Origin of the sequence: Amycolatopsis rhabdoformis (genome assembly GCF_035918295.1) — a bacterium.
Classification (GTDB): domain Bacteria; phylum Actinomycetota; class Actinomycetes; order Mycobacteriales; family Pseudonocardiaceae; genus Amycolatopsis; species Amycolatopsis rhabdoformis.
Window position 1 is genome coordinate 801,829 of record NZ_CP142149.1, and the last position, 25,450, is coordinate 827,278.

General features: G+C 71.5%; 25 protein-coding genes and 1 pseudogene. 16 read left to right on the plus strand and 10 right to left on the minus strand.

The features are described from left to right. The first annotated feature begins 6 nt into the window (after positions 1-6). Positions 7-846 carry an SDR family oxidoreductase gene (locus VSH64_RS03735; RefSeq protein ID WP_407655631.1) on the plus strand — a complete coding sequence of 280 codons (840 nt, stop codon included), beginning with the start codon at positions 7-9 and terminating at the stop codon, positions 844-846. Continuing rightward, a complete protein-coding gene (locus VSH64_RS03740; RefSeq protein ID WP_326834031.1) occupies positions 846-1,448 on the plus strand; it encodes a TetR/AcrR family transcriptional regulator in 603 nt (200 codons plus the stop codon). Before VSH64_RS03735 ends, VSH64_RS03740 begins: the two co-directional genes overlap by 1 nt. Here the strand turns inward: VSH64_RS03740 and VSH64_RS03745 are convergent. Further along, positions 1,388-2,347 (minus strand): LysR family transcriptional regulator, encoded by a 960-nt coding sequence (locus VSH64_RS03745; RefSeq protein ID WP_326834032.1) that lies wholly within the window; start codon positions 2,345-2,347, stop codon positions 1,388-1,390. The genes VSH64_RS03740 and VSH64_RS03745 overlap by 61 nt on opposite strands. 104 nt (positions 2,348-2,451) lie before the next feature. Here VSH64_RS03745 and VSH64_RS03750 point away from each other — a divergent pair, with 104 nt between their 5' ends. Beyond that, on the plus strand, positions 2,452-3,219 hold the full coding sequence (locus VSH64_RS03750) for an oxidoreductase (protein ID WP_326834033.1): 768 nt from the start codon (positions 2,452-2,454) through the stop codon (positions 3,217-3,219). A gap of 587 nt (positions 3,220-3,806) precedes the next feature. Continuing rightward, positions 3,807-4,028: a hypothetical protein gene (locus VSH64_RS03755; protein WP_326837900.1), complete on the plus strand. Its 222-nt coding sequence runs from the start codon at positions 3,807-3,809 to the stop codon at positions 4,026-4,028. 279 nt (positions 4,029-4,307) lie between these two features. Here the strand turns inward: VSH64_RS03755 and VSH64_RS03760 are convergent, their stop codons facing one another. From VSH64_RS03760 to VSH64_RS03770, 3 genes are all read right to left on the minus strand, one after another. Further along, positions 4,308-5,186: a MarR family winged helix-turn-helix transcriptional regulator gene (locus VSH64_RS03760; protein WP_326834034.1), complete on the minus strand. Its 879-nt coding sequence runs from the start codon at positions 5,184-5,186 to the stop codon at positions 4,308-4,310. Positions 5,187-5,289: 103 nt separating this feature from the next. Continuing rightward, on the minus strand, positions 5,290-6,240 hold the full coding sequence (locus VSH64_RS03765; protein ID WP_326834035.1) for a chitinase: 951 nt from the start codon (positions 6,238-6,240) through the stop codon (positions 5,290-5,292). Between the two features lie 300 nt (positions 6,241-6,540). Further along, positions 6,541-7,878, minus strand: a complete 1,338-nt coding sequence (locus VSH64_RS03770; protein WP_326834036.1) for a histidine-type phosphatase — start codon at positions 7,876-7,878, stop codon at positions 6,541-6,543. An 869-nt stretch (positions 7,879-8,747) separates the two neighbouring features. Here VSH64_RS03770 and VSH64_RS03775 point away from each other — a divergent pair. After that, a complete protein-coding gene (locus VSH64_RS03775) occupies positions 8,748-9,962 on the plus strand; it encodes a GGDEF domain-containing protein (protein ID WP_326834037.1) in 1,215 nt (404 codons plus the stop codon). A gap of 1 nt (position 9,963) precedes the next feature. Here VSH64_RS03775 and VSH64_RS03780 read toward each other — a convergent pair whose 3' ends face one another. Continuing rightward, positions 9,964-10,425, minus strand: coding sequence for a nucleoside deaminase (locus VSH64_RS03780; RefSeq protein WP_326834038.1), 462 nt, complete (start codon positions 10,423-10,425; stop codon positions 9,964-9,966). Positions 10,426-10,514: 89 nt separating this feature from the next. Here VSH64_RS03780 and VSH64_RS03785 point away from each other — a divergent pair, with 89 nt between their 5' ends. Further along, positions 10,515-11,486, plus strand: a complete 972-nt coding sequence (locus VSH64_RS03785) for a helix-turn-helix transcriptional regulator (RefSeq protein WP_326834039.1) — start codon at positions 10,515-10,517, stop codon at positions 11,484-11,486. A gap of 15 nt (positions 11,487-11,501) precedes the next feature. Here the strand turns inward: VSH64_RS03785 and VSH64_RS03790 are convergent, their stop codons facing one another. Further along, complete coding sequence (locus VSH64_RS03790; RefSeq protein WP_326834040.1) at positions 11,502-12,116, minus strand: TetR/AcrR family transcriptional regulator; 615 nt, start codon at positions 12,114-12,116, stop codon at positions 11,502-11,504. A 131-nt stretch (positions 12,117-12,247) separates the two neighbouring features. Next, positions 12,248-12,521: pseudogene (locus VSH64_RS03795) on the minus strand (SDR family NAD(P)-dependent oxidoreductase); the annotation flags it as partial. Positions 12,522-12,794: 273 nt separating this feature from the next. Here VSH64_RS03795 and VSH64_RS03800 point away from each other — a divergent pair. From VSH64_RS03800 to VSH64_RS03835, 8 genes are all read left to right on the plus strand, one after another. Continuing rightward, on the plus strand, positions 12,795-13,040 hold the full coding sequence (locus tag VSH64_RS03800; protein WP_326837901.1) for an SCP2 sterol-binding domain-containing protein: 246 nt from the start codon (positions 12,795-12,797) through the stop codon (positions 13,038-13,040). Positions 13,041-13,170: 130 nt separating this feature from the next. Then, positions 13,171-14,109, plus strand: a complete 939-nt coding sequence (locus VSH64_RS03805; protein WP_326834041.1) for a LysR family transcriptional regulator — start codon at positions 13,171-13,173, stop codon at positions 14,107-14,109. A 139-nt stretch (positions 14,110-14,248) separates the two neighbouring features. Next, positions 14,249-15,604 carry an MFS transporter gene (locus VSH64_RS03810; protein WP_326834042.1) on the plus strand — a complete coding sequence of 452 codons (1,356 nt, stop codon included), beginning with the start codon at positions 14,249-14,251 and terminating at the stop codon, positions 15,602-15,604. Between the two features lie 99 nt (positions 15,605-15,703). Further along, complete coding sequence (locus VSH64_RS03815) at positions 15,704-17,338, plus strand: dihydroxy-acid dehydratase domain-containing protein (RefSeq protein ID WP_326834043.1); 1,635 nt, start codon at positions 15,704-15,706, stop codon at positions 17,336-17,338. Positions 17,339-17,348: 10 nt separating this feature from the next. Continuing rightward, positions 17,349-18,638 carry an FAD-dependent oxidoreductase gene (locus VSH64_RS03820; protein ID WP_326834044.1) on the plus strand — a complete coding sequence of 430 codons (1,290 nt, stop codon included), beginning with the start codon at positions 17,349-17,351 and terminating at the stop codon, positions 18,636-18,638. Between the two features lie 3 nt (positions 18,639-18,641). After that, the gene (locus VSH64_RS03825; RefSeq protein WP_326834045.1) at positions 18,642-19,943 is read left to right on the plus strand and encodes an aconitase X catalytic domain-containing protein; all 1,302 of its coding nucleotides are present in this window, start codon (positions 18,642-18,644) and stop codon (positions 19,941-19,943) included. Beyond that, positions 19,940-20,362, plus strand: a complete 423-nt coding sequence (locus tag VSH64_RS03830; RefSeq protein ID WP_326834046.1) for an aconitase X swivel domain-containing protein — start codon at positions 19,940-19,942, stop codon at positions 20,360-20,362. The genes VSH64_RS03825 and VSH64_RS03830 overlap by 4 nt, the downstream gene beginning before the upstream one ends. A gap of 512 nt (positions 20,363-20,874) precedes the next feature. Further along, entirely contained in the window at positions 20,875-21,327 is a 453-nt protein-coding gene (locus VSH64_RS03835) for a universal stress protein (protein WP_326834047.1), read from the plus strand. A gap of 19 nt (positions 21,328-21,346) precedes the next feature. Here VSH64_RS03835 and VSH64_RS03840 read toward each other — a convergent pair whose 3' ends face one another. The 3 genes from VSH64_RS03840 to VSH64_RS03850 all read right to left on the minus strand — a co-directional run bounded on the left by VSH64_RS03840 (position 21,347) and on the right by VSH64_RS03850 (position 23,566). Next, positions 21,347-21,967, minus strand: coding sequence for a TetR/AcrR family transcriptional regulator (locus VSH64_RS03840; protein WP_326834048.1), 621 nt, complete (start codon positions 21,965-21,967; stop codon positions 21,347-21,349). Further along, positions 21,964-22,428, minus strand: coding sequence for a nuclear transport factor 2 family protein (locus VSH64_RS03845; RefSeq protein WP_326834049.1), 465 nt, complete (start codon positions 22,426-22,428; stop codon positions 21,964-21,966). Before VSH64_RS03845 ends, VSH64_RS03840 begins: the two co-directional genes overlap by 4 nt. A gap of 154 nt (positions 22,429-22,582) precedes the next feature. Then, positions 22,583-23,566, minus strand: coding sequence for a tetratricopeptide repeat protein (locus VSH64_RS03850; RefSeq protein WP_326834050.1), 984 nt, complete (start codon positions 23,564-23,566; stop codon positions 22,583-22,585). Positions 23,567-23,756: 190 nt separating this feature from the next. Between VSH64_RS03850 and VSH64_RS03855 the strand changes: the two genes are divergently transcribed. After that, positions 23,757-24,506 (plus strand): SDR family oxidoreductase, encoded by a 750-nt coding sequence (locus VSH64_RS03855; RefSeq protein WP_326834051.1) that lies wholly within the window; start codon positions 23,757-23,759, stop codon positions 24,504-24,506. Beyond that, positions 24,503-25,273 carry an SDR family oxidoreductase gene (locus VSH64_RS03860; protein WP_326834052.1) on the plus strand — a complete coding sequence of 257 codons (771 nt, stop codon included), beginning with the start codon at positions 24,503-24,505 and terminating at the stop codon, positions 25,271-25,273. Before VSH64_RS03855 ends, VSH64_RS03860 begins: the two co-directional genes overlap by 4 nt. Positions 25,274-25,450: the final 177 nt, after the last annotated feature.

The following is a 25,450-nucleotide window of genomic DNA, read 5'->3' on the forward strand; positions in this document are numbered from 1 at the left end:
GTGACTGTGACCGAGAAGTCCCTGGCCGGCAAGACGATCATCATGTCCGGCGGCAGCCGCGGCATCGGCGAGGCGATCGCCCTGCGCGCGGCCGCCGACGGCGCGAACGTGGCGCTGCTGGCCAAAACCGCCGAACCGCACCCGAAGCTACCGGGCACGATCTACACCGCGGCCGAAGCCATCGAGAAGGCCGGCGGCAAGGCGCTGCCGATCCTCGGCGACGTGCGCGACGACGAAGGTGTGGCGGCCGCGGTGGCGAAGACCGTCGAGCAGTTCGGCGGCATCGACATCGTGGTGAACAACGCCAGCGCGATCGACCTCACGCCCACCGAGCAGGTGAGCATGAAGCGCTACGACCTGATGCAGGACATCAACGCGCGCGGCACGTTCCTGCTGTCCAAACTGGCCATTCCGCACCTGCGGAAGGCGGCGAACCCGCACGTGCTCACACTTTCGCCGCCGATCAGCCTCGACGAGAAGTGGTTCACGGCCGGGCACCTCGCCTACAGCATCGCGAAGTACTCGATGAGCCTCGTGACCGTCGGGTTGGCCGCGGAGCTCAGGAAGGACGGTATCGCGGCGAACTCGCTGTGGCCGCGCACCACCATCGACACCGCGGCGATCCGCAACGTCGTGGGCGCGGAGCTGGCGAACCGCAGCCGCACGCCGGAGATCATGGCCGACGCGGCGTACGCGATCCTCACCCGGCCCAGCCGCGAGACGACCGGCAACTTCTTCCTCGACGACGAGGTGCTCGCGGCCGAAGGCGTCACCGATCTCTCGAAGTACCGGATCGGCTCGTCGGAGGCCGACCTGCAGCTCGACTTCTGGGTCGATCCGGCCTGATGCTCCGCGAACCGCAGCAGGAGCGCAGCCGCACCACTCGCCGGCGGCTGATCGAGGCCGCCATGGACTGCATCGGCGAGCGGGGCTGGCACGGCGTCACGGTGGCGGTGATCGCCGAGCGCGCCGGGGTGTCGCGCGGCGCCGCGCAACACCACTTCCCGACGCGCGAGGACCTCGTGGCGGCGGCCGTGGAGCTGCTCGGCGAAGCGCAGATCACCGAGCTGCGGACGAAGGCCGAGGGGCTGCCGACCGGGACGTCGCGGATCGAGGGCGTGGTGGAGATGGTGCTGAACCTCTACACCGGGCCCATGTTCCGCGCTGCCCTGCAGCTGTGGGCCGTCGCGGCCGGCGACGCGCAGCTGCGGGGCACGTTGGTGCCGCTGGAAGCCCGCGTCGGACGCGAAGCCCACCGCGTGACGGTGGAGCTGCTCGGCGTGGACGAATCCCGGCCCGGGGTCCGCGAGCTGGTGCAGGCCACTCTCGACCTGGCCCGCGGCCTCGGCCTGGCCAACCTGCTGACCGACGACACTCGCCGCCGGCGTCAGATCGTGCGCGAGTGGGCCGCCACGCTGGAGACGCGGCTCACCGGGCCGGCGAGCTGATCAGGCGGCGCTGCCGGTGAGGTGGGCGCGGGCGGCCTCGACGAACCCGGCGACCAGCGGTTCGCGTCGCCGGCCCGCGTGGCGACCACGACCTGGCTGGCGGGCACGCCGCGCACCGGAACCGTGGCCAGGTCGGTGCGCAGCGAGCTGCGCCGGTCGCCGACCGGCAGGACCGCCAGCGCCTGACCGCTCGCGACGAGCTCGAGCCGGTCCTCGAAGCTCTCGTTCACCGGTCCGGCCGAGATCGGGCCGGGGTCACTCCGGCGGTAGCCGTCCGCCGGGTAGATCGCGCGGGTGCCGCCGTGCAGGCAGACGAGCGTCTCGCCGGGGGCGAAGTCGTCCGGGGTCACCGAGGCGCGGCCGGCCAGGTGGTGATCGACAGGTACCACCAGAACCCGCGGCTCCTCGTAGAGCACCGTCGTGCGGGTCGTGCCGGCCGGGACGAAGCGCGGGTCTCGCACCACCAGCACGTCCACCTGGCCTTCGGCGAACGCGCGCTCGTCGAAGCATTCGAGGTGGCGAGTGCCGATCTCCGCGCCGGGGTGGCGGCCGCGCAGTTCGCGGACGGCCGGCGTGATGACCAGGTCTTCGACGTACCCGATCAGGACCTTGCCGGCCGGCGCGTGGGCGCGGGCGGTGAGCACCGCCTGCCGCGCGGACCGCAGGAGCGCCCGCGCCTGCGGGAGGAAGGCCTGGCCGGCCTCGGTGAGGTGGCTGCCCTGCGGAGTGCGGTCGAGCAGGCGCACGCCGAGCCGGCTCTCCAGGCGCTGGATCTGGCGGCTCAGCGCCGGCTGCGCCAGGTGCAGCTCGGCCGCGGCCCGGCCGAAGTTCCGGTGCTCCGCCACGACCGTGAAGTACCGCACCAGGCGGAGTTCGAGGTCGGTCCCGAGATCGTTCACGTGATCCACAGTACCGAGCGGCGCCGGCCGTCATGCCGTTTCGGGATCACGGGGTGCCGAGCAGGTCTTGGACAGCGCTGCGGGACTGCCGAAGAGTCGGCGGTATGACGATCATCGAAGACACCACGAGTGCGTGGGAGCTCAAGGGAAAGCGCGCTCTGGTCACGGGCGGCTCGCGGGGAATCGGCGCGGCCGTGGTGCGCCGCCTCCTGGCCGCGGGCGCCGAAGTGCTCACCACCGCCAGGTCGGCGACGACCACGGTCCCGGCCGGGGCCACCTTCTTGGAGGCCGACGTGCGCACCCGCGCCGGCGCCCAGTCGCTCGCCGCGGCCGCGCAGGACCTGCTCGGCGGGGTGGACGTGGTGGTCCACAACGCGGGCGGCGCCCGCCCGCACCCGAGCGCGGTGACCATCCCCGACGAGGAGTGGCTCGACGCCCTCGACCTCAACCTCCTCGCCGCGGTCCGGCTGGACGCCCTGCTCGCGCCGGGCATGCGCGACCGGCGCGCGGGCGCGATCGTGCACATCAGCTCCGCTGCCGTGCCCACGTCGGCCCCGCCGTTCCTGCACTACACGGCGGCGAAAGCCGCGCTGGAGAACTACAGCCGCGGTCTGGCCGCGGAGCTGGCGCCGTCCGGGATCCGGGTCAACGCGGTCTCTCCGGGCCGGGTCGCCACGCCCGGCGGCGAAGCGACGCGGGAGCAGTGGGCCCTCCTGGACGCCGGGCCCGGCCCGGCCAACCCGACCCCGCTCGGCCGCGACGGCGAACCCGACGACATCGCCGACGCGGTGCTCTTCCTCGTGTCCGACCGTGCGAGCTGGGTGACCGGCACCAACCTCTTCGTCGACGGCGGCGAGTTCCCGCGCGGCTGACCCCGCTGCTCGGCCTCCGCTACGGAGCAGTCGCTCACGCTCGACCGCGCTCGACCCGGCGTGCGCACGGCTCGGCGAAAACGCAGTGCAGGCAAGGGAAAGTGCGGGCACTGACCTTTGTGGAGACCGCGACTCCCTCACCACGAAGGTGGGGACGTCGAGGGCCGCCGGGCTTCGACGGGTGCGCGGTCGGCAGAGCATCGCCGCGGCCGCCGGCGCGTGAGCTGCTCCGGCGAAGCAGGTCCCGAGCCGGCGGCTGGCACGGCGGCGGCTGCGGAAGCGGCCCATCGGAACGAGCCGGGACGCGTGACCGTGCACCTGCCTCGGCCGCCCTGACGACCTCACCAGGGCGGCCGAAGTGCTGCCTCCAGGGCCGCGTTCACCCCACCGCCGACGACCTGGGCGGAGTCGCCACTGTCCGGAACCGGCCGGGTCTGGTCAACGTCGCATCTTCGGCCTAATAGGATGTGGTTGTTAACACATTCGGCCCAACGGGCGATGACTCCGAGTAAGTGGCTCCACCAGGAAGAAGGTCGGTACCGGTGTCCGGTTCAGAAGGCGCGCCAGTCGAGCTGACGCACCGCGCGATGGCGATGCTCAGGGCGGTCGCCGCCCACCGCGCGGAGATGACCACCAGCAGCGAACCCGACCTCTTCATCGACGGTTTCGCGTGCTGCGACCAGATCACCGCCCACAACCTCGCGCACGGCGGCTACATCCGCCCCGCCGTCGAGGACGCCGCGGGCCGCGTGGCCGCCGAGCTGACCGAGGCCGGGCACGCCGCGCTGGAGATCACCGTCGCCGCCTGAGGCGACCGCGGTGTCACCACGGGGTGTCACGAACGGGTGAAGGTTTCGCTCGCCCGTTCGGGTAAGTTTTTTCGGTGAGTTCGCGCTGGTGAGTGGTCCAGTCGTGCCGCGCGGGCGCTGCGGTGTGAACCATCCCGCCCGCTCGTGGCGAGGACTCGACGATCACGCTCCGTCGCGCTTTCGCGCCACCGAGCGGCGAGGTGTATCACCCCCGCCTGCTCACCGATCCGAATTCGCCGGCCCGAACTCGCGGCCCCGAACTCGCCGCTCACCGCACCGTCAGAGCCGCGACCGGACTTCGGTCGCCCTGGTGGTCACCGTGTCGAGCACGCGTTTGGCCGCCGCCAGGTCTTCCGGCGCGATGCCGGCGAACAGTTCGTCACCGGCGCGCGTCGAGTCGGCCGTGAGGCGCTCGATCAGCGCGCGGGCGGCCGGCGTGACGTCCACGAGCTCCCCGGCGAGCAGCCGGCCCGCCGTGGTCTGGCCGGCGACGACCGCGCGCACCTCGTCGGCCGTGGCGACGGCCGTCGCGGCGACGGTCGCCACCAGCGTGTCCAGTGGCTGAGGCTGGGTGCAGACCGTGCGCAGGACCACGTACTGGGTGAAGTCCAGGCCTTCGCGCTCCAGCAGGGTCGTGAGCAGGGAACGGGACGCGGCGGCGGCCAGGTTGAGGTCGCGGCCACCGATCGCTCTTGCTGTGGTCATGGCGTTTTCTCCTTCTGCGGGAACGTCGCCCAGCAGCGTCTGCAGGGCGTGGCGGAACTGGTGGGTCCCGGCGCCGCGCGTGCCGCCGAGGTTCGCGGTGAGCTCCTCGTGCAGGTCGCGCACGAGCGCGATGGCCTCGGTGATCACCTCGTGGCCGCGGGCCGTGAGGTCCAGGCGCACCGCGCGGGGGTCGTCGGGATCCGGCGGCCGGGCGACGAGGCCGGCCTGGTCGAGCGCCCGCGCCAGCTTCGACACGTGCAGGGGTTCCAGGCCCGTGTGGTCGGCCAGCTCACGCTGGCTCGGCCGGGTCCCGCCGCGCACCAGCCCGGTGAGCACCGCCAACATCGAGTACTGGGCGTGGGTGAGGCCGAGCGGCTTCACCGTCCGGTCGACGGCGGCCCGCCACTTCATCGACAGCCGCCACACGAGATGGCCCGTGGTCGGGTTCTTCACGACAAGTACAGTACATGGCTACTATGTCCATGGCTACTATCTGAGCGAAGAGACGGGGACCCCGCGCTCTGGGGTCCCCGTCTGTCCGCTCGAAGGGATCCGGTCAGCCCTGGTAGCCGGCCACGATCTTCGTGAACGCGTACTTCTCCTGGTCGATCCCGCTGCACTCGCCGCCACCGCCGCAGTCGCGGTTGGTGGCCCAGAACGTGAAGCGGCCGAGGTGGTGGCTCGACGCGTAGTCGCGGATCGAGGTGAAGTTCGCGACGGACACGTTCTCCCCGGCGTTGTCGGTCTTGCCGTTCATCGACGACAGGCCGCTGTGCCGGTAGGCCTCGTCGTCGCTCCAGCCGAACGCGGACTTGAGTTGGCCGGCGAGCCCGTCGACGGCGGACTTCGTCATCGCGGCCATGTCGCCGCCGTCGGAGAAGTCGAACGGCATGACCGACCAGACGTCCACGTTCGCGCCGATCGCCTTGGCCTGCGTGATCAGGCGGGTGCCCCACTCGGTCGGGCCCTGCGGGCTCGTGCCCATGGTGATCACCACACGCACGCCGGGGTTCTTCTGCTTGGTGATCTTCACGGCGTTGAGGATGCGGTCCTGCACCGTCGCGTTCTCGAACTCGTCGGTGTTCTCGATGTCGAGGTCGATCGCCTTGAGCCCGTAGGCGTCGATCACCTTCTGGTACGCGCCGGCCAGGTCTTCGGGCGAACCGCACTGCGAGCCGAGCTTGGTGCCGGACCAGCCGCCGAACGACGGGATCACGTCGCCACCGGCCGAGCGGATCTTCTGGATCAGGGCGGCGTCCGAGCCGGTGAGGGCGCGGTTGCCGTCCCACTTCGGGTCGCAGCCTCCGCCGGACAGCATGAAGGCCAGTGTGAACGCCTTCACGCCGGTGGCCGACATGGCCGCGGCGGGGTCGGTCTGCCCGCCCCATTGGTACAGGTACGGCGAAGCGACCACGGGATCCGGCGCGGCGAGCGCCGATGGGGCGAGACCGACGGTGGCGGCCAGCGCGGCGAGCGCGACGGTGGCGAGGCGACGCAGGGGTTTCATGGGTCCTCCAACGGGAGACGCCCGCGTGGGCGCACTGAGGTGGAACACCTCCGAAGCTTGATGCGGCGGTATCAACTCAGAGGAGCACTCGGTGGGGATGTGTGCTCGCCACAATGGACTAGACCATTAATGAGTGTCAAGGTCTCGCCGTGGAAAGAAAAAAACCACCGAAAGTCGGTGGTGGTAACGCAATCGCCCGGTGATCATGGACGCGACAAGCGCGCCTTCGTCGTGCCCGGAAACGCGAACGAGCCCGCGGCGAGAGATCGCCGCGGGCTCGTTCAGGGGAACCGAAAATCGTCAGGACTGCGCGTAGCAGCGCTCCAGCTCGTCGAGCCGGTAGAACGAGCTGCCGCGGTGCACCGGCGCGCAGCTCGCCTTGAACGGGGTCTGCTTTTCGTTGTAGAGCATGCGAACCAGGTAGGTGTGACCGTCGGTGTAGAGGTCCCACTGGATGTTCGCGGCCATCGGCGCCACCTGCGCGCCGCGGAACGGGTTGTTCGCGTAGGTGAACAGCTTGTTCTCAGGCTGCTGCTGGGTGCTGCCGGGCAGGCCGAGCAGCGACGCGAGCGGGAAGATCTCCTCGGCGTGGGTGAACCGCAGCTCCGCGTCCCGCGTGGTGGTGCCGACGCGCTTGGCGTCGAGCTGCGCGAACATGTCGGACAGCAGACCGCCGGCCATCTTGTACGTGATGTCGCTGCCGGCGAAGGCGGGACCGTTCTCGTAGAACGAAGTCACGTCGTCGAGGTACCCGAACCACGCGGCCTCGTCGGTGGTGAGGTAGCGGTCGAAGTGCCAGCGGCCCTCGCCCGCCAGGTCCGCGGTGACCTGGTCCATCGAGTACAGCGCGTCGGCCGCGGCGACCTCGTCCTTGAACTCGGCGTGCTTCCCGGCCGCGATCTCGTCCACGAACTTCTTCGAGAAGCTGCGCTGCAGCACCGAACGCGCCACGGCGTGCGTGCGCGGCTGGTCCGTGGCGGCCTTCTCGGCGGCGGCCACGCGCGGGTCGTTGTCGACGTAGTCGTTGTACTCGACGTTCGACTTGTGGAAGTACAGCAGCGCGTCGTCGGTGCGGGTGGCCGTGGTCGCCAGACCCGGCTTCGCCGCCTTCAGACCGGCCACGAACTCGTTGGCGCTGTCCACCGTGCGCTGCTGGCTCGACGCGACGACATCGATCTTCGCCGCGCCGCCCTTCGCGGCGTCGGCGAACAGCGACGGCAGCCGCCGCACCATCCGCTGCGCCGTGGTGCGCATCTCGTCGCGGCCCTCCTGCGTGAGCAGGCCGTAGCCGTCGCGCGCGTTCGCCGCGAGCAGCGACTGCACGTCCGGGCCGAGCTGACGGCCGGTGGAGGTGAGCGCGCCTTCCGCCTTCGCGGAGTTCCACAGCGCCAGCAAGGCATCGCCGTCGTCACTGTCGGACAGCGTCCGCGCACCGTGGCGCGACACGTTCTCGGTGAACACCGGCCGGAACGACGACGGCAGCCGCTCGTAGGAGTTCAGGCTGCCTTGCGGCTCGTACGCGGTCTTCGTGGTGAACGCGTCCTGCGCCGCGTGGCCCTCGTGCGCCTGCGCAGGCAGGGCGAACAGCCCTGACAACGCCAACGCGGCCCCGCCGATTCCGGCCACAACACGTCTCATCGAGTTACCCCGCTGTCTGATTCTGGGTCAAAGGACGGCTCAGTAGACACGCCGGCCGTGACACTGTTCGGGACAGCCGGTGTCGAGCCGGTGAATTCCCGGGGTTCCGGTGAGCGGGAACTCTGGGTGGCGGAACGGCGACTCTGCGGCCGGTGCGGCGCCGTGGCACGGACCGGCTCCGACGGTGGGTGCTGCCGGTGCGGTGTGTTCGTCGACACCGGCCCACACTCGTGATCGCGCTACCCCGGACCCGCCTCTACTTCGCCGATGCCACCTTGTGGGTGGCTTGGCCATTGCTCGAATCTGCACGCCCAGCGCCGGCCACTCAGCCAACGGTCGCCTTCTCCCGGACTTCCTCGCCGCCCCACGCCCGCCCCCACTGCCGGACAAACCCCCGCCGGACAAACCCCCGCCGGACAAACCCCCGCCGGACAAACCCCCGCCGGACAAACCCCCGCCGGACAAACCCCCGCCGGACAAACCCCCGCCGGACAAACCCCCGCCCTCCTCTGGGGGCTGCCCTGTTCCAGTCTACCGAGGTCAGGGGCTCGAAAACGGGAAGCGGAGAATCTGTGGACAACTCGGGGTCGGCCGAGTCGGGTGTGGATAACTCCGGACGGGAGTGGGGCTTCAGCGCCGGAGTTGCCTGCGAAGTCGGCTAGGAGCGCGTAGGCCAAGGCTTCGACCAACGGCTTTCCGAGCAAAGCTTTCCGAGCGCAGCGCCCACTAACCACACGGCGCCGGTGATCACTCTCACCGCCTCGCGGACCCAACCCCCGCGCACCCCGGCTCCGAAGGATCGGCCCCGGAAACCCCTTGCCACACTTAAGAAGGTGCCGAAAACACCCTGGACCCGCTAGTTTGCCGGGATGGTGGGGGATCCGGCGGCGGCCGGAGCGGGCCGGCGGCGGCGGGTGGCCGTCGCGGGCTGGGAGCTGTGGCGGGTGCGCACGCGGGCGCTCGTGGTGTGCGTGGACGTGGTGGCGCTGGCCGCGACCGTGGCCGTCGCGGTGCTGGTTCCGGTGCCGCTCACGGGGACGTCGCGGTTCGCGGTGCTGGTGGCCGGGCTGTTGGTGAGCGCGGAGCTGAGCCGCTCGGCCGAGCGGGGCCGCGGGGAAACGTTGCTGGGCCCGGGTTTCGGCACGCCGTGGGTGTTCGCGGGCGCGGTGGTGCTGCCGCCGGTGGCCGCCGTGGCGCTCGCGGTCGTGTCGGGTGCGCACCGGTGGCTGCGGGTGCGCCGGCAACCGCTGTACCGGCAGGTGTTCGAGGTGGCGGCCACGGCGCTGGCCGTGCTGCTCGCCGGCCGGTTCCTGGCCCTCACGGTGCCGCTTCCGCCGAGCTCCCTCGGCGACGTGCGGCTCATGGGCCTGCTCGTGGTGGGGGCGCTGGTGTTCACGCTCGTCGACGCCGTGCTCACCGGCATCGTGCGCGGCTACCGCCGGCCGGCCTCGGCGGTGCTGTTCGACCTCACCATGGCCGGGCTGGGTATCGCGCTCGCGTGGGCCGTCGTCGACGCGCCGCTGGTGGTGCCCTTGCTCGCCGCGGCGCTGGTGGTGCTGCACCGCGGTGGCGTCGGCGCGAACGAGAAGGCCGAGCCGACGGCCGACGCGGGCACCGGCGCCCTCACCGCGTCCGCCTGGTGGGACGCGGCCCGGGTGCAGCCGGCGCCGGCGTACTCCGTGCTGGTGCTCGATCTCGACCGCTTCGGCGAAGTCAACGCCCGCCACGGCCGCCGCACCGGCGACGCCGTGTTGCGGGCGATCGCCGACGCGCTGCGCACCGAGGTCCGCGCCGCCGATCTCGTGGGCCGCTCGGGCGGTGGCGAGTTCGCGGTTTTCCTGCCGGGCACCAAGCCGTTCGACGCGCTCGCCATCGCCGAACGCATCCGCCTGCGCGTGGCCTCCACGGCCGTGGCGTTGAAAGCGCCTTATGGCACCCCGCAGTTCGCGTGGGCGACGGTGTCGGTCGGCGTCGCGTCGTGCCCGGTCGACGGGGGCACGCCGGACACGGTGTTCGCGGCTGCCGTGAAAGCCGTGCGGCGCGCGAAAGCGCAGGGGCGCAACCGCACCGTGTGCGCGGAGTAGCTCAGTCCGAAGTGGACGGAACGCCGATGTCCTCGAACCACAGCTGCGGCCGCGTTTCGATGAACTCCTCCATGAGCGCGGTGCACGCGGGGTCGTCGAGCACCTCGATGCGCACGTCGTGCTCCGCGAGCCAGCCGTGGCCGCCGGAGAACGTCTTGGCCTCGCCGATCACCACGCGCGGAATGCCGAACTGGCGCACCAGGCCGCTGCAGTACCAGCACGGCGAGAGCGTGGTGACCATGATCGTGTCGCGGTAGTGCGGGCGGCGCCCGGCGTTGCGGAACGCCGTGGTCTCGGCGTGCAGCGACGGGTCGCCGTCCTGCACCCGCCGGTTGTGGCCGCGGCCGAGCAGCGTGCCGGTGCTGTCGAAGAGGGCGGCGCCGATCGGCACGCCGCCCTCGGCCTTCCCGAGTTCGGCCTCCTCGCGGGCGATGGCCAGCAACGCGTGCGGATCGATCTGCATGGCCACACTTCACCGGTCCGTCCGGCCGAAGGCAAGTCCACGCCGATTGAGGACCGATACTGTCCGCATCGTCTGGCAGAGTGGCCCGCATGTACGGAACCTCCGAGCGGCTGCTGCGCCTGCTGTCCCTGCTGCAGGCGCGCCGAGACTGGCCGGGGCCGGACCTGGCGGGCCGGCTGGGCGTGGACGTGCGCACCGTCCGCCGCGACGTCGAGCGCCTGCGCGGCCTCGGCTACCCGGTGCACGCCACGCCGGGCGTCGCCGGTGGCTACCGGCTCGGCGCGGGCGCGGCGCTGCCACCGCTGCTCCTGGACGACGACGAGGCCGTGGCCGTGGCGGTCGGCCTGCGCACCGCCGCCAACGGCACGGTGTCGGGCATCGAGGAGACGTCGGTGCGGGCGCTGGCCAAGCTGGAGCAGGTGCTGCCCGCGCGGCTGCGCCACCGGGTGAGCGCCATGGGCTCGGCGATGCTGCAGCTCGGCGGCGGGGGACCGGTCGTGGACGCCGAGGTGCTCACCGTCGCCGCCGCGGCCTGCCGCGACCGCGAACGGCTGCGCTTCACCTACGCCAACCACACCGGCGAGGTCACCGACCGTGACGTCGAGCCGCTGCGCCTGGTCCACACCGGCCGCCGCTGGTACCTCGTCGCCTACGACCTGGGCCGTGCCGGCTGGCGCACCTTCCGCGTCGACCGCATCGACGGCGTACCCACGCCCGGGTTCCGCTTCACCCCTCGCGAACCACCCGCCGCGGACCTGGCCGCGTACGTGTCCGAGGCGATCTCGTCGGCGCCCTACGCCCACCAGGTCACCCTGCGCGTGTCCGTGCCGGCCGAGGAACTCGCCGCCCGCGTGCCTCCGACCGTCGGCGTGGTCGAACCCGTGGACGCCCACACCTGCCGCCTGCGCACCGGCGCCGCCGACCTCGCCGCGGCGCCCTTCTACCTGGCGCAGTGGGACTACGACTTCGTGATCGAGGACGCCCCGCCGGGCCTGCCGGACCGCCTGGCGCGCATCGCGCGGCGCTTCGCGGAGGCGGCGGAGAACAGCCGGCCGCGCTGAGCGCTCCGGTAACCGTCAGGCCGTGCGGGTGCCCAACATCCGCAGCACCAGCTCGCTGTACTCCTTGCCGAGCGCGGCCGGCGTCTGGCGCGTGCGTTCGCTGTACCACCGGGCCACGTCCACGCCCAGCGACAGCACCGCGCGCGCCGCCGTGTGCGGGTCGGGCACCGAGAAGGCACCGGATTCCGTGCCCGCGGTGATCACGTCGCGGACGATGCGCTCGATGCGCCGCCGCAGCTCGGTCACGACCTCGAACTCCTTCTCCGGCAGTGCGTTGAGCTCGTACTGCACGACCCGCGCCACGGTGTGCCGGCGGGCGTGCCAGGCCACGAAGTCCTCCACCACGAGCCGGATGCGCTCCACGGGGTCCTCGGCCTTCTCCAGCGCGCCCTCCACCAGCGCCAGGGTCTGCTCGTGACCGCTGCGGCTGATCTCGAACAGCAGCGCCGCCTTCGACGGGAAGTGCACGTAGAGCGCGGCCGGACTCATCCCGGCGGCGCTCGCGATGTCGCGCGTGGTCGTGGCGTGGTAACCGCGCTTCGCGAAGGACTCCACACCCGCGAGCATCAGCCGGCGCGCGGTCTCGGGCTGCACGTCGGGCCACAGCTCGGCCGAGAGCGAAGTCGTCATCCGGCGATCCTCCCAGATCTGCTGACGCGCCCGGCGGGCGTGATCCGACCAGTCTAAGCGAGCGCTTACGACCCGGCGTGATTAGCTCCGGAGGCTGGCGTGCCGTGCGCGGCTTCGGCGACCGCGTTCCAGAGGTTCGTGAACGCGGTGATCCCGCCGCTCGACGAGACCTGGATGAGGTGCCCACTGCCCTGCCGGCGCAGGAGCGGCACCGCGACCTGGGTTACGCGCCGCGTCCCCGTACTTCTCGACCAGCGCGGTGAGACTGGCGGAGTCTCGCGCGGTCGCGGCGACGCGGTCACCACGCTCGAGAGCGGCTTCCGCCCATTCACGGCCGAATCCGCGCGACGTGCCGGTGATGAACCAGGTCTTGAACTTCTTTGCGGCGTACGGCTTGGCGATCATCGGTGTCCTTCGTGAAATCGTCGGGCGATGGCTGGCGGCACGGTGCGGGAAGGCCGGGCCGTCGCCGGCGTTCGGTGTCGGAAGATCCCGAGTCTCTTGTGGACAACTCGGTGCGCGGGCTCCCATTGCGACCCGTGTTGATTGAGATGGCCAGGTGGGGCGTCTTTCAGCCGGTGTCGCCCGGAGCCGAACAGAGCCCCGCCGCGCTACTGCTGGGGTGCAGCGCTCTACGACCCGGCTCGCGTCGGCACGAGCACGACGGTCGTGGCCACGATGGGGCGGGAAAGCTTTACCCTCACCGCGTCGGCCGAGGGCCTCCGGATCGAACCGGACGCCGACGCCGACGCCGACGTCCGGGTTTCTGCCACCGTTGCCGCGCTGCGCGCCACGCTGGGCAAGGGCGACGACACCCGGCCCTTCGAAGCCACCGGCGAGTTGACCATCACCGGCGACCGCGCGGCCTTCACCCGCCTCAGCCACTGCTTCCCCGCGCCGACGCCGGCCGGCGCCACCTCGTGACGATGCCGTTTTGATCCGTCACCGACAGGCTCGAACCGGCTCCACCGTGCCCGCCCTCACACACCGGCCCTGACCGGGCGCGGCACCGTAAGGTGACCCGAATGGCCGGGAGCAGAGAGAGCGGGGCCGGGTGAGCCGTCGGACGACGCAGCTGGCCGGGCTCGACCTGAACCTGCTCGTGGTGCTCCGGGAGCTGCTGCGGGAGCGCAACGTGACCCGCGCCGCCGAGCGGGTGGGGGTCAGTCAGCCGGCGTTGAGTGCGGCGCTGGCGCGGCTGCGGCGTCACTTCGACGACGAGCTGCTGGTCCGCGAGGGCCGCGGCTACGTGCTGACCCCGCTGGCCCGCCAGCTCGGGCGTCAGGTCGAGGATGTGTGCGCGGCGGCCGAACAGCTGTTCGCGACCGGGTCGAGCTTCGCGCCGGGCACTTCGGTGCGGGAGTTCACGCTGCTGATGGCCGATTACACGCTCGCGGTGATCGGGCAGCCGCTGGCGGAGCTGTTCGAGCGGGAGGCGCCGCGCGCCCGGCTGCGGATCCGGCTCGTGCGCGAGTCGCTGAGCGTGGATCTGCCGCGGGTCGCGCGGTTCGTCGACGGGGTGGTCGCGCCGCCGATCGAGCTGGAGGAGCTGCCGAAGCTCAGGTCGCTCGAGCTGTTCCGCGACGAGTGGGTGTGCGTGGTGTGGGCCGGCCACGAGCTCGGCGACGGCGGGCTCACCCTGCCCGACCTGCAGCGCCTCGACTGGGTGGTGCCGTACCACCGTGAGCCGGGGGTGCCGCTGCCGCCGGTGTCGCGCCGGCTCGCCGCGCTGGGCCTCGTGCCGCGGGTGGCGATGAGCGTGGAGAGCTACCAGGCGGTGCCCGCGCTGGTGGTCGGCACGCACCGGATCGCGCTGGTGCAGCGCCGGCTGGCCGTCGAGTTCGCCAAGCGGCTCGACATCGCCGTCCTCGAGTGCCCCGGCGAGCCGGAGGGGATCGTCGAAACGCTGTGGTGGCACGACGACCTCGACCTCGACCCCGCGCACGCCTGGCTGCGCGAGGAGCTGCGCGGCATCGGCGAGCGGCTGGGCTGAGGCGGCAACCATAATCCTGGGTGATTATCGGGATCAGGATTTCTGACTTCCGGCCCCCGGTGGGGATTCCTAGACTCCCTCGGTGACCAGCGATATGTCGCAGCGGAGCGATATTCGTGATCGGAAGGAATTCCCTGGGATGTCGACGACCGAACCCATGACCGACGAGCGGCTCACTCCGGAAGCACGACGATCGATCGTCGGCGGCATCCTTTCGCTGTTCGTCGACAGCTTCGACATCTACCTGCCCGCACTGGTGCTGCCGGCGGTGATGGACTACTTCGAACCACCCTCCATGCCCGCCACGACGAAGGTCACCCTGGTGACGGTCATCTTCGTCGTCACGCTGCTCGGCCGGCCGATCGGCGGACCGATCTTCGGCAACCTCGCCGACCGGATCGGCCGCCGGCGCGTCACCCTGATCACCGGTGTCGGGTTCACGATCGTGACGCTGCTGATCGGCCTCATGCCGGGATACGCGACCTGGGGCTACGGCTCGATCGTCGGGCTGATCCTGTTGCGCCTGATCGGCGGCATCTTCCTCGGCGGCGGCTACGCGGGCCCGGTCCCGCTGGCCATCGAGCGCTCGCCGGCGAGCCGTCGTGGCCTGGTCGGCGGCGTGATGGCGGCCGGGGCACCCGCGGCCATCACGCTCATCAGCATCATCCAGCTCGTGGTGCTGGAACGGTTCTCCGGGCCCGATCTGCAATCGTGGGGCTGGCGCATTCCGTTCTTCTTCGGATTCCTGCTCGGAATCGCCTACGTCGCCTACTATTCCCGCGTCAAAGAGGTCGACCTCGAGGCGCTCAAGAAATCACGCACCGGAAATCGCGCGCCGATCTTCGAACTGTTCAGCCGGCGCAACATCCGCGGGTTCGGTCAGGTTTTCCTCCTGATGACCGGAATGTGGTTCGCCGCCCAGATCGTGCTCTCCTTCATGCCGGGGCTGCTGGTCGGCGTGCTGCACCAGAACCCCTCCAACGTGAGCACCCTGGAGATCATCGCCAACGTCCTCACGATCCTCGGCATGATCGGTGCCGGCGTGTGGGGCCAGCGGATCGGCCGCCGCAAGCTCCTGCTCGGCTGCGCCGTGGCCATCACCGTCGGCGCGAGCCTCGCCTACGTGCTCCTGGTGCTGCTCGCGCGGTCCGGGGCCGGGTTCCTGCCGATCGGCATCGTCGCGGTGGTCGCCTTCGTGCTGCCCAACGCCCCGCTCGGCTGCCTGGTCGTGTACCTCAACGAGCGCTTCGGCGCCGGTGTCCGCTCCTCGGGCTACGGCACGGTCTACACCCTCAGCCTCATCCTGCCCGCGCTCTACAGCGTCTGGATCACCGTGCTGCAGGCGGTGCTGCCGTACGAGTACACCGCGGTGGTGCTGATCGTGATCGGCGGCGTGCTCTTCTTCGTCGGCGCGTGGATCGGCCCGGAGACCCGCGGCACCGTGCTGCTCGGCACGCCGGCCGAACCGGGTCGAGCCGCGCAACCCACCGAATAGTCCCAGCCCGCACCGGACGAAGGAGCCACGATCAGCACGCGCAGCAACCACCCGGTCGGCTCGCCCCGCTGGGCGACGACCCGCACGCAGTGGAAGTCGATGGGCTACACCGACGAGCAGATCCGGCGGCCCAAGATCGCCGTGGTCAACTCCTCGTCGGGCCTGGCGCCCTGCTTCTCCCACCTCGACCCGATCGCCACGGCGGTGCGGGAGTCGATCGACGCCGCCGGCGGCCTGGCGTTCGAGATCCGGACGGTGGCGCCGACCGACTTCATCATGGCGGCCGGTCGCGGTGGCGGGTACGTGCTCTCGGGCCGTGACCTGGTGTCCTACGACATCGAGGCCGTGGTCGACGGGGCGCAGCTCGACGGCATGGTCTGTCTGGCCTCCTGCGACAAGACCACGCCGGGCCAGCTGATGGCCGCCGCGCGCACCGACGTGCCGACGCTGGTGATCGCCTGCGGTTACCAAAGCTGCGGGGCGCTTGATGACGGCCGGCGCGTGGACATCGAGGACGTGTTCGTGGACGCCGGCAAGCTGGCGTCGGGCGCGATCACCTTCGACGACCTGTGCGCCGAGTCGGACCGCGCGATCACCGGGCCCGGCGTGTGCACCGGCATGGGCACGGCCAACACGATGCACATCGTCGCCGAGGCCCTCGGGATGACCTTGCCCGGCACCACGCCGACCCGGGCCAACGGCGACACGATGTGGGCGGCGGTCCGCGCGTCGGGTGCCGCGATCCTCGCCGCGATCGCGGCCGACCGGCGGCCCAGCACCGTGATGACCGCGGGCGCGATCCGCAACGCGGTGGCGGCCGTGATCGCCGTGAGCGGCTCGATCAACGCGGTGAAGCACCTGGAGGCGATCGCCGCCGAGCTGCCCGGCGACCACGACGTGCACGGTCTGTTCGAGGAGTTCGGCCCCCGGATCGGCCCGTTCGTGGCGGTGCGGCCCAACGGACCGACCTCGATCGAAGAGTTCGACGACGCCGGCGGCGCCCGCGCGGTGCTTTCGCGGCTCGGCTCGGCTTTCCCCGACCTGGTCGACGGTTCGGTCGAGACGGTCAACGGCCGCAGGGTGGCCGAGAACCTCGCCGGCGTGACCGTCGACGACGCCGTGATCCGGCCCGAACCGATCCGGCCGGAGTCGACGATCGTGCTGGTGCGCGGCAGTCTCTGCCCCGGCACCGGCATCGTGAAGCTCTCGGTCACCGAGACGCGCGCCCGTGCTTTCCGCGGCCCGGCCAGGGTTTACGAATCGGCACCCGAGGCCACCGCGGCGATCGAACGCGGCGAGGTGCGCGCCGGAGAGGTGCTGGTGCTGCGTGGGCTCGGCGTCACCGGAACGCCAGGCATGGGCATGGCGTCGAGCGTGGTGTTCGCGCTCAACGGCGCCGGCCTGAGCGAACAGGTCGCCTTCGTGACCGACGGCCAGCTTTCCGGGCTGGTCAACAAAGGCATCGTGGTCGGCGAGGTCACGCCCGAAGGCGGCGTGCCCGGTCCGCTCGGAGTGGTGCGCACCGGCGACGAGATCACGATCGACGTGCCGGCGCGCACGGTCGACCTGCTCGTGGCGCCGGACGAGCTCGAGCGCCGGCTCGCCGACTACCCGAGCACCCGCGCGCCGCAGACCTGGCCCGCCCGTCCCGGTTCCTGGCTCGGTGTGTACGCCGACGCCGTGGTGCCGCTCGACCAGGGCGCGACGCTGCGCCGTTCGTCCACCTCGTCCTAAGGAGTCCTTCTTGCCGCACGCACTGACCGATCTGCGCGTGAACACCGTCACCCGGCCCGCCGACCGCACGGGGGAGACGCTCGAAGCCGACCTGCTCGTGGTCGGCGCGGGGATCGCCGGGCTTACCGCCGCGATCGACGCGAAACGGCTCGGCCGCGACGTGGTGCTGGTCGACGCGCTGCCGGTCCTGGGTGGACAGTGCGTGAACTCGATGATCGGGCTGTTCTGCGGGATCTACGGGAATGCGCCCGAGTACCACCAGCTCACGCACGGCATCTTCGACGAGATGTTCCCGGCGCTGGAGCGCTCCGGTGACATCGCGTGGAACCGCACGCACACCCAGACCGTGCCCTACGACGAGGTGGCGCTGGGCCGGTGGTTCGAGAACCTCGTGGCGGAGCTCGGGATCCGCGTGGTGCTGGGTGCCTCGATCAGCGCGGTCGGTATCGACGACGGCGTGCTCGACCGGGTGGACTTCGCGAGCCGCTACGGACCGGTTTCGGTGCGCGCCAGGGGTTTCGTGGACGCGACCGGCGACGCGGCGCTGGCCTGGGAAGCCGGGTTGCCCTGCCGCGTGCCGGAGCGGACGGTGTGGGGTTCGCAGCAGATCCGGCTCACCGGCCTCGTCGAGTCGGCCAAGCCCGACCCGGCCGAGCTGGTGGCGCGCATCGACGCGAAGGCCGACGAGTACGGCCTGATCCGTCGCGACGGGCTCGCGTTCTTCTTCCCGGGACGCAACACCGCCGTGATGAACATGACCCACGTGGAGGCGCCGCTGACCGCGGTGGAGGCGACCGAAGCGCAGCTGCGCGGGCGGGCGCAGGCCGACCGGGTGGTGGAGTTCCTGCGCACCGAGTTCCCGGCCGCGTTCAAGGAGGCTTCCGTGCTGGCCTACGGGTTTCCGGGCCGGCGCCAGACGCGGTGGCTGGCCGCCGACCACCAGCTCACCCTCGCCGAGGTCCGCGCCGGCACCGAGTTCGACGACGCGGTGGCGCGCACGGCGTGGCCGGTCGAGCTGCACGACCGGGCTTCGGGCTACGCGTGGGAGACGTTCGGGCCGGACCACGTGCACTACGTTCCCTTGCGCAGCCTCACTTCCCCGCACGCGCGCAACCTGGTGGCGGCCGGCCGGTGCGTGGACGGTGACGCCGCGGCGCTGTCGAGCGTGCGGGTGATGGGCCCGTGTTCGGCGATGGGCAGCGCCGCCGCGCACGCGCTGGACCTGACGCTGGGCGGCGATGTCCACGACGTCGATCTCACCGTGTTGCGCGACCGGATCCGCGCCAACGTGGAGGGCTGAGCGATGGTGCGGCTCACCGACGAAGAGAAGCGGATGCGCGACGGTGCCGAGGGCGCGGCGGTGGCGGCGGCGATGGACCTGCTGATCCGCTACGCCGACGCGCTCGGTGCGGAGCGGCTGTGCCAGACCCGCAACGTCGCGGGCACCACGACGCAGCCGTCGCCGGCCAAGGAGAAGCTCGTGGCGGAAGGGGGCTGGGCCAAGGCGTTCTCGGTGATCAGCCTCGACTGCGACGACGACCTCGAGATCCCGCCGATGGCGGTCCCGACCTGCCAGCTGCAGCACGGGTTCGGCGAAGAGGCCCGCGGCATCATGCCGTACCCCGCGCACAAGATCGACCTGCAGGCCGAGGCCGAGGCGTTCGCCACCAGCCGCGGGGTGAACGTGCTCGCCACCTGCACGCCGTACCAGGTCGGCAACCTGCCGACCTACGGCGAGCACATCGCGTGGATGGAGTCCTCGGCGGTGGTCTACGCCAACTCCGTGCTGGGCGCGCGCACCAACTGCGAGGGCGGTGCCTCGACCGGCGCCGCGAGCCTCACCGGCCGGATCCCGTGCTGGGGCAACCACCACGTGGAAAACCGCTACGGCACGCACCTCATCGAGACCACGGTGGCACTCGACGGGTTCCAGGACTGGGGGCTGCTCGGGTACTTCGCCGGCGACGTCGTGCAGGAGGAGCGCCCGGTCGTCATCGGCGAGCTCGGGGTGCCGGATCTGGCCGACCTCAAGCACTTCGGTGCCGCGGCCGCGTCTTCGGGCGGCGTGGAGATGTACCACCTGCCCGGCCGCACCCCGGACGCGCCGACGCTCGAAGCCGCGTTCGGCGGCCGCCCGATCCCGGAACCGATCCGCTACGGCGAGGCCGAGCGCCGCGCGGTGTACGAATCGCTCAACTCGATCGGGCAGAGCGAGGACGTCGACTTCGTCCTCATCGGCTGCCCGCACGCCTCCCTGGAGCAGATCGGCCGCGTCGCCCGCGCGCTCGAAGGCCGGACGCTGTCGGAGAGCTGCGAACTGTGGCTGATGACCCCGCGCGCACTGCGCAGCGTCGCCGACCGCAACGGCTGGACCGACACCATCCGCCGCGCCGGCGGTCGCGTGCTCACCGACTCCTGCCCGGCGATGTCGCGCGTGGCACCGAAGGGCACGACGGTGTTCGCGACGGATTCCGCGAAGCAGGCCCACTACCTGCCCGCGATCCTCGGCATCGAGGCGTGGTTCGGCACGCTGGAGGACTGCGTCGACGCCGCCGTCACCGGCCGCTGGCGCGGCTCGCTCGCCCCCGCCGGAGCACTCCGATGACCGCCGGCGTGGTGCTCCACGGCCGCGGCATCGTGCCCGGCCGCGTCGTCGGCGAGGCCCTGGTGTCCCACGAAACGATCTCCGGCTGGGGCGGCATCGACCCGGCGACGGGCACGATCATCGAACGCCGGCACGAACTGTTCGGCGTCTGCTTCACGGGCAAGGTCCTGGTGTTCCCCGGCGCGAAGGGCTCCTCGGGCTGGTCGGGGTTCTTCCAGTCGACGCGGCTGCTCGGCACCGCACCCTTGGCAATGGTCTTCACGCACCTCACCACGAAGGCCGCGCTCGGGGCGATCGTGACCCGCGTCCCGTCCGTGACCGATCTCGACGATGATCCCGTCGCCCGGCTGAGCACCGGGGATCTCGTGGAAGTCGATGCGGACCGCGGGCTGGTGCGGGTGGTCACGGCGGTCGGGTGAGGGTTTGGTGGTCGTGAACGTCGCTGTGTCCTGAGCTGGGCGTGCGGATACGAGTCGTGCGGCGTTGTGTCGGGGGTGGTCGACGTCTGCGCGGGTGTGCTGGTGGTGCTGCTTGTCGTTTCGGCGGAGCCGAATCACCTCGCTGGCTTGCGGCCTGATCGTGGCCCGCGTGGGCGCGGGCGTGGGGCGGTGGTGCGGTTCGTCGTTTCGGCCGGTTGGTCAACCTCGGCCGAACTGAACCGCCTCGCCGGCTTGCGGTCTGATCGTGGTCCGAGTCGGCGGGGGCGCGGGCGCGGTGCAGGTGCCGCTGTTCGCGGACACGCCGCGGGCTTACGGGTCGGGAGTGCGGTGGGCGTTGCGATCCTTGTCACCGTTCTCGCGAGCGCGCCGTCCGGCAGTCTGGTGGAGTACCACCGGGTTTCCGGTTCCCGGCGATCGCGGGCTTCGCGGCGACGATCACCGTGCTCGCCTCGAACCGGCGCACCCCGTTGAACCTCCTGAAAGGACGCTCCATGTCTGCTTCCGCCACCCCGTTCGTCGTCGTCGGCGTCGACGGGTCCGAGGCTTCCGACCAGGCGCTGCGCTGGGCCGAGTTCTTCGCCCGCCAGACCGGGTCCGAGGTGCGCGCCGTGATGGCGTGGTCGCCGGTGCTCCCGGGCGGCGAGGTCGCGCTCGTCGGCACGGAGGGCTGGAACCCGGAGGCCGACACCCAGGAGATCCTCGCCACCGCGGTCCGCAAGGTCCTCGGCGACAGCCCGGCCGTGACCGTCACGGAACGCGTGGTCGAGGGCGGCGCCGCGAAGGCTCTGCTCGAGCAGAGTGAGGGCGCTCGCATGCTCGTGGTCGGCAGCCGCGGACGCGGCGGGTTCGCCGGCCTGCTGCTGGGGTCCGTGAGCGCGGTCTGCGCGGCCCACGCGAAGTGCCCGGTGCTGATCATCCACGGGGACACGCCGCTGCCTGAATGACCGCTGCCTGAATGACCCGTCAGCGCTGTGCGGCCGACGGGCTGTGCCGGATGACCTCCCGCATCTGCGCGTCGGTCAGTGGCGGGTGCCCGACCGTGGCGGCGCTGTTGGTCCAGCCCGCCACCACCAGCTCCAGGTGCCGGCGCCAGGCGTGCACGCCGGTCCCGCGCGTGATGTCGAGGACACCGGCGAGCGACCACAGCGCCACGGCCACGTCTTCCGCGGTGAGGTCCGGCCGCACCGCGCCGTGCTGCCGGGCCTGCTCGACCAGCGCCGCCTGGGCGGTGCGCGAGCGTGCCACGAGGTCGGCGACCTGCTCGTCACTCCACATGCGAGCGACGCTGCCCGAATGCCGGGCCAGCAGGGCGCCGACTTCGAAGAGGTAGGCGACGAGGCCGTCCGGCGCGTCGGCGTGCCGCTCGGCGACCTCCACCGCCTGCTCCAGCAGCCGGTGGACGAGCGCGGACAGCAGCGCCTGCTTATCCGCGAACCGCCGGTACACCGTGCCGAGCCCGACGCCGGCCCGCTTCGCGACGAGCTCGATGCTCACCGCCGGCCCGTGCTCGTCGAACACGGCCTCCGCGGCGTCGAGGATCTTCTCCAGGTTGGCCGCGGCGTCGGCCCGCAACGGCCGGCTCACGCCGCGAGGGCCGCGACGTCGGCGAGGAACGTCGGATTGCCGGTGGAATGAGTCGGCACGAGCGCCGCGTGGCTGATCTTCCAGCCCGCGGCCGTGCGAACCAGCTTCTGCGTGCCCTTGCCGAAGATCACCCACGTGTTCTCGGCCGGGTCCGCGCCGAGCTCGGGGTGCACGTGCAACGCCTCCTCGTAGAACGAGACGGTCGCCTCGTCACCCTCCACCTCCACCACGAAACTCGACAGCTGGTGCTGCGTGAGCGCCACGGGACCGATCGTGCGCTCGGCCTTCACCCGCGCTTCGTGAGCCGTGAGCGAACTGCTGCCACCGTTGTCCACCCCGCCGAAGTCCTGCGTCACGACCGGCATCCGCAGCGCTTCGTACGCGTCCCAGTCCTTCTCGTCGGCGGTGGTGAAGCCGCGGGTCACGACCTGGACGACCTCGACGACGTCGACTGGGTTCATGGGGCACTCCTCGTGAGCTATGCGGAAAGTGTTTTCCGGTTAGTTCACGGTAGCACAAGCGGAAATGTATTTCCGCTTAGTGCGCCCCGCCGGCGGGCCCACGCACGGCGGCGGCGTCCGATCGGGCGACGGCCTGCCCGGCCACCTGTCGGAGCTACTTTTCTCCGGCGTCCCGCTCGGTCAGCAGCTGCTCGAGGTCGGTCCCGGCTTCGGTGTGGCCGCGGTCGACGGCCTTGCGGTACCAGGCCTCGGCTTCGGCCGGTTCGCCCCGCTCGTGATGGGACAGGCCGAGGTTGTACATCGCTTCGGCGTGGCCCTCATCGGCGGCGCGGCGCCACCAGGTTTCGGCTTCGGCCGGCTCGTCGCGGTCGAGGTGCAGCACGCCCAGGTTGACCATCGCGTCGATCTCACCGGCGTCGGCCGCGGCGCGGTACCAGGTCTCGGCGCCGGCCAGATCGCCTTGCTCCTGCAGCAGTGCGGCGAGGTTGTACTTCGCGCCCGGGTGACCGTCCTCGGCGGCTCGGCGGTACCAGGTTTCGGCTTCGGCGAGTTCGTTGCGCTCGTGGTGCAGCACGCCCAGGTTGAATTTCGCGTCCGCGCGGCCGGCCTCGGCCGCCTCGCGGTACCAGGCTTCGGCCGGGGCACCGCGGTCCTGCAGGAGCGCACCCAGGTTGACCATCGCTTTCGGGTCGCCGGCGAGGGCTCCTTGGTGGTACCGGCGTTCGGCCTCGGCCAGGTCGCCCCGCTGGTGCCGGGCCAAGCCCAGGTTGAACATCGCTTCGGTGTCCCCGGCGTCGGCCGCCTGGCGCCACCAGTCTTCGGCTTCGGCCGGCGCGCCTCTGCCCGCCAGCAGCACGCCCAGGTTGAACATCGCCTTGGCATCGCCGGCGCGAGCGGCCCGGTGGAGCCAGTCTTCGGCTTCGCGCAGCTCACCGAGCTCGTGGTGCAGCAGGCCGAGGTTGAACATCGCGTTGAGGTCGCCGGCATCGGCCGCCCGGTGGTACCAGCGTTCGGCCGCGGCCTTGTCGTCCCGGTCGTGGTAGAGCGAGCCGAGGTTGAACATCGCCTTGACGTTGCCGGCGTCGGCGGCTCGGCGATACCAGTCCTCGGACGGTGCGTCTGGCTGTTCCCCGTCCATGCTGAACATCACCTCTGAGGTAGCGGCCGCCATCGGGGATGAAGATACCTGCTGGGTTCGACACGGAGCGGCGGGCGAACCTCGGCGATCCGGCGCGAGGGCCGGTCGGCTTGAGTGCTGCGCGATCCCCGGTACGCTCCCTGAGCAACCGCTTAGTCTGTCGTCCGCTGCAGAACAGGAGACCAGTGCTGTGAACTCGTTCAAGGACCGCGTGGCGATCGTGACCGGCGCCAGCCGCGGGATCGGCCTCGCGATCGCGAAGGGCCTGGTCGAGCGGGGCGCGAAGGTGTGCATCACCGCGCGCAAGCCCGAGGCGCTGGCCGAGGCCGTCGCCGAGCTCGGTGAGGGTTCCGCGATGTTCGTCGCCGGCAAGGCCGACGACACCGCGCACCAGGACGAAGCGGTCGCGAAGGTGTTGGAGCGGTTCGGCCGGCTCGACATGCTCGTGAACAACACCGGCATCAACCCGGTCTACGGGCCGGCGCTGGACGTCGACCCGGCGGCCGCCGCGAAGATCCTCGCCGTGAACGTGCTGGCGCCGCTCGCGTGGACGAAGCGCGCCCGCGACGCCTGGATGGGCGAGCACGGCGGCTCGGTCGTGAACGTCGCCTCGATCGCCGGCCTGCGGGCGTCGCTCGGCATCGGCATGTACGGCGTGAGCAAGGCCGCGCTGATCCGGCTTACGCAGGAGCTCGGCGCCGAGCTCGGGCCGAAGATCCGCGTGAACGCGGTGGCCCCGGCCGTGGTCAAGACCAAGTTCGCGACCGCGCTCTACGAGGGCAAGGAAGAGGAAGTCTCGGCGGCGTACCCGATGAAACGCCTCGGCGTGCCGGAGGACATCGCGGGCGCGGTGGCGTTCCTGCTGTCGGACGAAGCGGGCTGGATGACCGGCCAGACCGTGGTCCTCGACGGCGGCGTGACCCTGGGCGGTGGCCTGTGAGCGCCGGGGTCGTCATCACCGGGGGCGGCGGCGGGATCGGCCGCGCGCTGGCCCGGCGCTTCGCCGCCGACGGTGCGCGCGTGGTCGTGGCCGACCTCAACGGCGAAGCCGCGGCCGAGGTGGCCGCCGAGGTCGGCGGCACGGCGTTCGCCGGCGACGTCGCGAGCGAAGAAGGCGTGACGAAGCTGCTCGCGGCCGCGCGCGAGACGCTGGGCGAGATCGACGTGTTCTGCGCCAACGCGGGCATCGCCCCCTTCGGCGGCGACCAGGCCACCGAAGACGACTGGGCGCGCACCTGGGACGTGAACGTGATGGCCCACGTGCGCGCCGCGAGGGCCCTGCTGCCCGCGTGGCTCGACCGCGGCAAGGGGCACTTCATCGCGACGGCCTCGGCCGCGGGCCTGCTCACCACGCTCGGCTCGGCGCCGTACTCCGTCACGAAACACGGCGCGCTGGCCTTCGCGGAATGGCTTTCGGCGACCTACCGCCACCGCGGCATCACGGTGCAGGCCATCTGCCCGCAGGGCGTGCGCACCGCGATGCTCGACAGCAGCGGCCCGCGCGGCGAACTGCTCATGGGCGCCTCGGCGATCCAGCCCGAGCAGGTGGCCGACGCGCTGTTCGCCGCCATCGACGAGGGCCGCTTCCTCGTGCTGCCGCACCCGGAGGTCGCCGAGTACTACGCGCTGCGCGCCACGCAGACCGACCGCTGGCTCGGCGGCATGAACAAGCTGCAGCGCAAGCTCGAAGAGCTGCCGGAGTCCTGACCACCCCCATGCCGCATGGGTAGCGTCGGGTGCCCCCAATGTGGCATTGGGTGTGTTGAGCGCGCCGAACGCCGCATGGGGTGCGTTGGGCGCACCCGATGCCACATTGGGGCCGGTTGCGGCGCGCGGGGTTGACGGGCGGGCCGGGAGATCTCTAGCGTCGCTCCCCATACCGAC

Coding starts and splice junctions, on each gene's coding strand:
- VSH64_RS03835 (WP_326834047.1), top strand. CDS start 20,875: ATGTCTGCTTCCGCCACCCCGTTCGTCGTCGTCGGCGTCGACGGGTCC.
- VSH64_RS03740 (WP_326834031.1), top strand. CDS start 846: ATGCTCCGCGAACCGCAGCAGGAGCGCAGCCGCACCACTCGCCGGCGG.
- VSH64_RS03830 (WP_326834046.1), top strand. CDS start 19,940: ATGACCGCCGGCGTGGTGCTCCACGGCCGCGGCATCGTGCCCGGCCGC.
- VSH64_RS03780 (WP_326834038.1), bottom strand. CDS start 10,425: ATGCAGATCGATCCGCACGCGTTGCTGGCCATCGCCCGCGAGGAGGCC.
- VSH64_RS03845 (WP_326834049.1), bottom strand. CDS start 22,428: ATGAACCCAGTCGACGTCGTCGAGGTCGTCCAGGTCGTGACCCGCGGC.
- VSH64_RS03775 (WP_326834037.1), top strand. CDS start 8,748: ATGGTGGGGGATCCGGCGGCGGCCGGAGCGGGCCGGCGGCGGCGGGTG.
- VSH64_RS03785 (WP_326834039.1), top strand. CDS start 10,515: ATGTACGGAACCTCCGAGCGGCTGCTGCGCCTGCTGTCCCTGCTGCAG.
- VSH64_RS03790 (WP_326834040.1), bottom strand. CDS start 12,116: ATGACGACTTCGCTCTCGGCCGAGCTGTGGCCCGACGTGCAGCCCGAG.
- VSH64_RS03750 (WP_326834033.1), top strand. CDS start 2,452: ATGACGATCATCGAAGACACCACGAGTGCGTGGGAGCTCAAGGGAAAG.
- VSH64_RS03850 (WP_326834050.1), bottom strand. CDS start 23,566: ATGGACGGGGAACAGCCAGACGCACCGTCCGAGGACTGGTATCGCCGA.
- VSH64_RS03755 (WP_326837900.1), top strand. CDS start 3,807: ATGGCGATGCTCAGGGCGGTCGCCGCCCACCGCGCGGAGATGACCACC.
- VSH64_RS03825 (WP_326834045.1), top strand. CDS start 18,642: ATGGTGCGGCTCACCGACGAAGAGAAGCGGATGCGCGACGGTGCCGAG.
- VSH64_RS03815 (WP_326834043.1), top strand. CDS start 15,704: ATGGGCTACACCGACGAGCAGATCCGGCGGCCCAAGATCGCCGTGGTC.
- VSH64_RS03770 (WP_326834036.1), bottom strand. CDS start 7,878: ATGAGACGTGTTGTGGCCGGAATCGGCGGGGCCGCGTTGGCGTTGTCA.
- VSH64_RS03810 (WP_326834042.1), top strand. CDS start 14,249: ATGTCGACGACCGAACCCATGACCGACGAGCGGCTCACTCCGGAAGCA.
- VSH64_RS03765 (WP_326834035.1), bottom strand. CDS start 6,240: ATGAAACCCCTGCGTCGCCTCGCCACCGTCGCGCTCGCCGCGCTGGCC.
- VSH64_RS03800 (WP_326837901.1), top strand. CDS start 12,795: ATGGGGCGGGAAAGCTTTACCCTCACCGCGTCGGCCGAGGGCCTCCGG.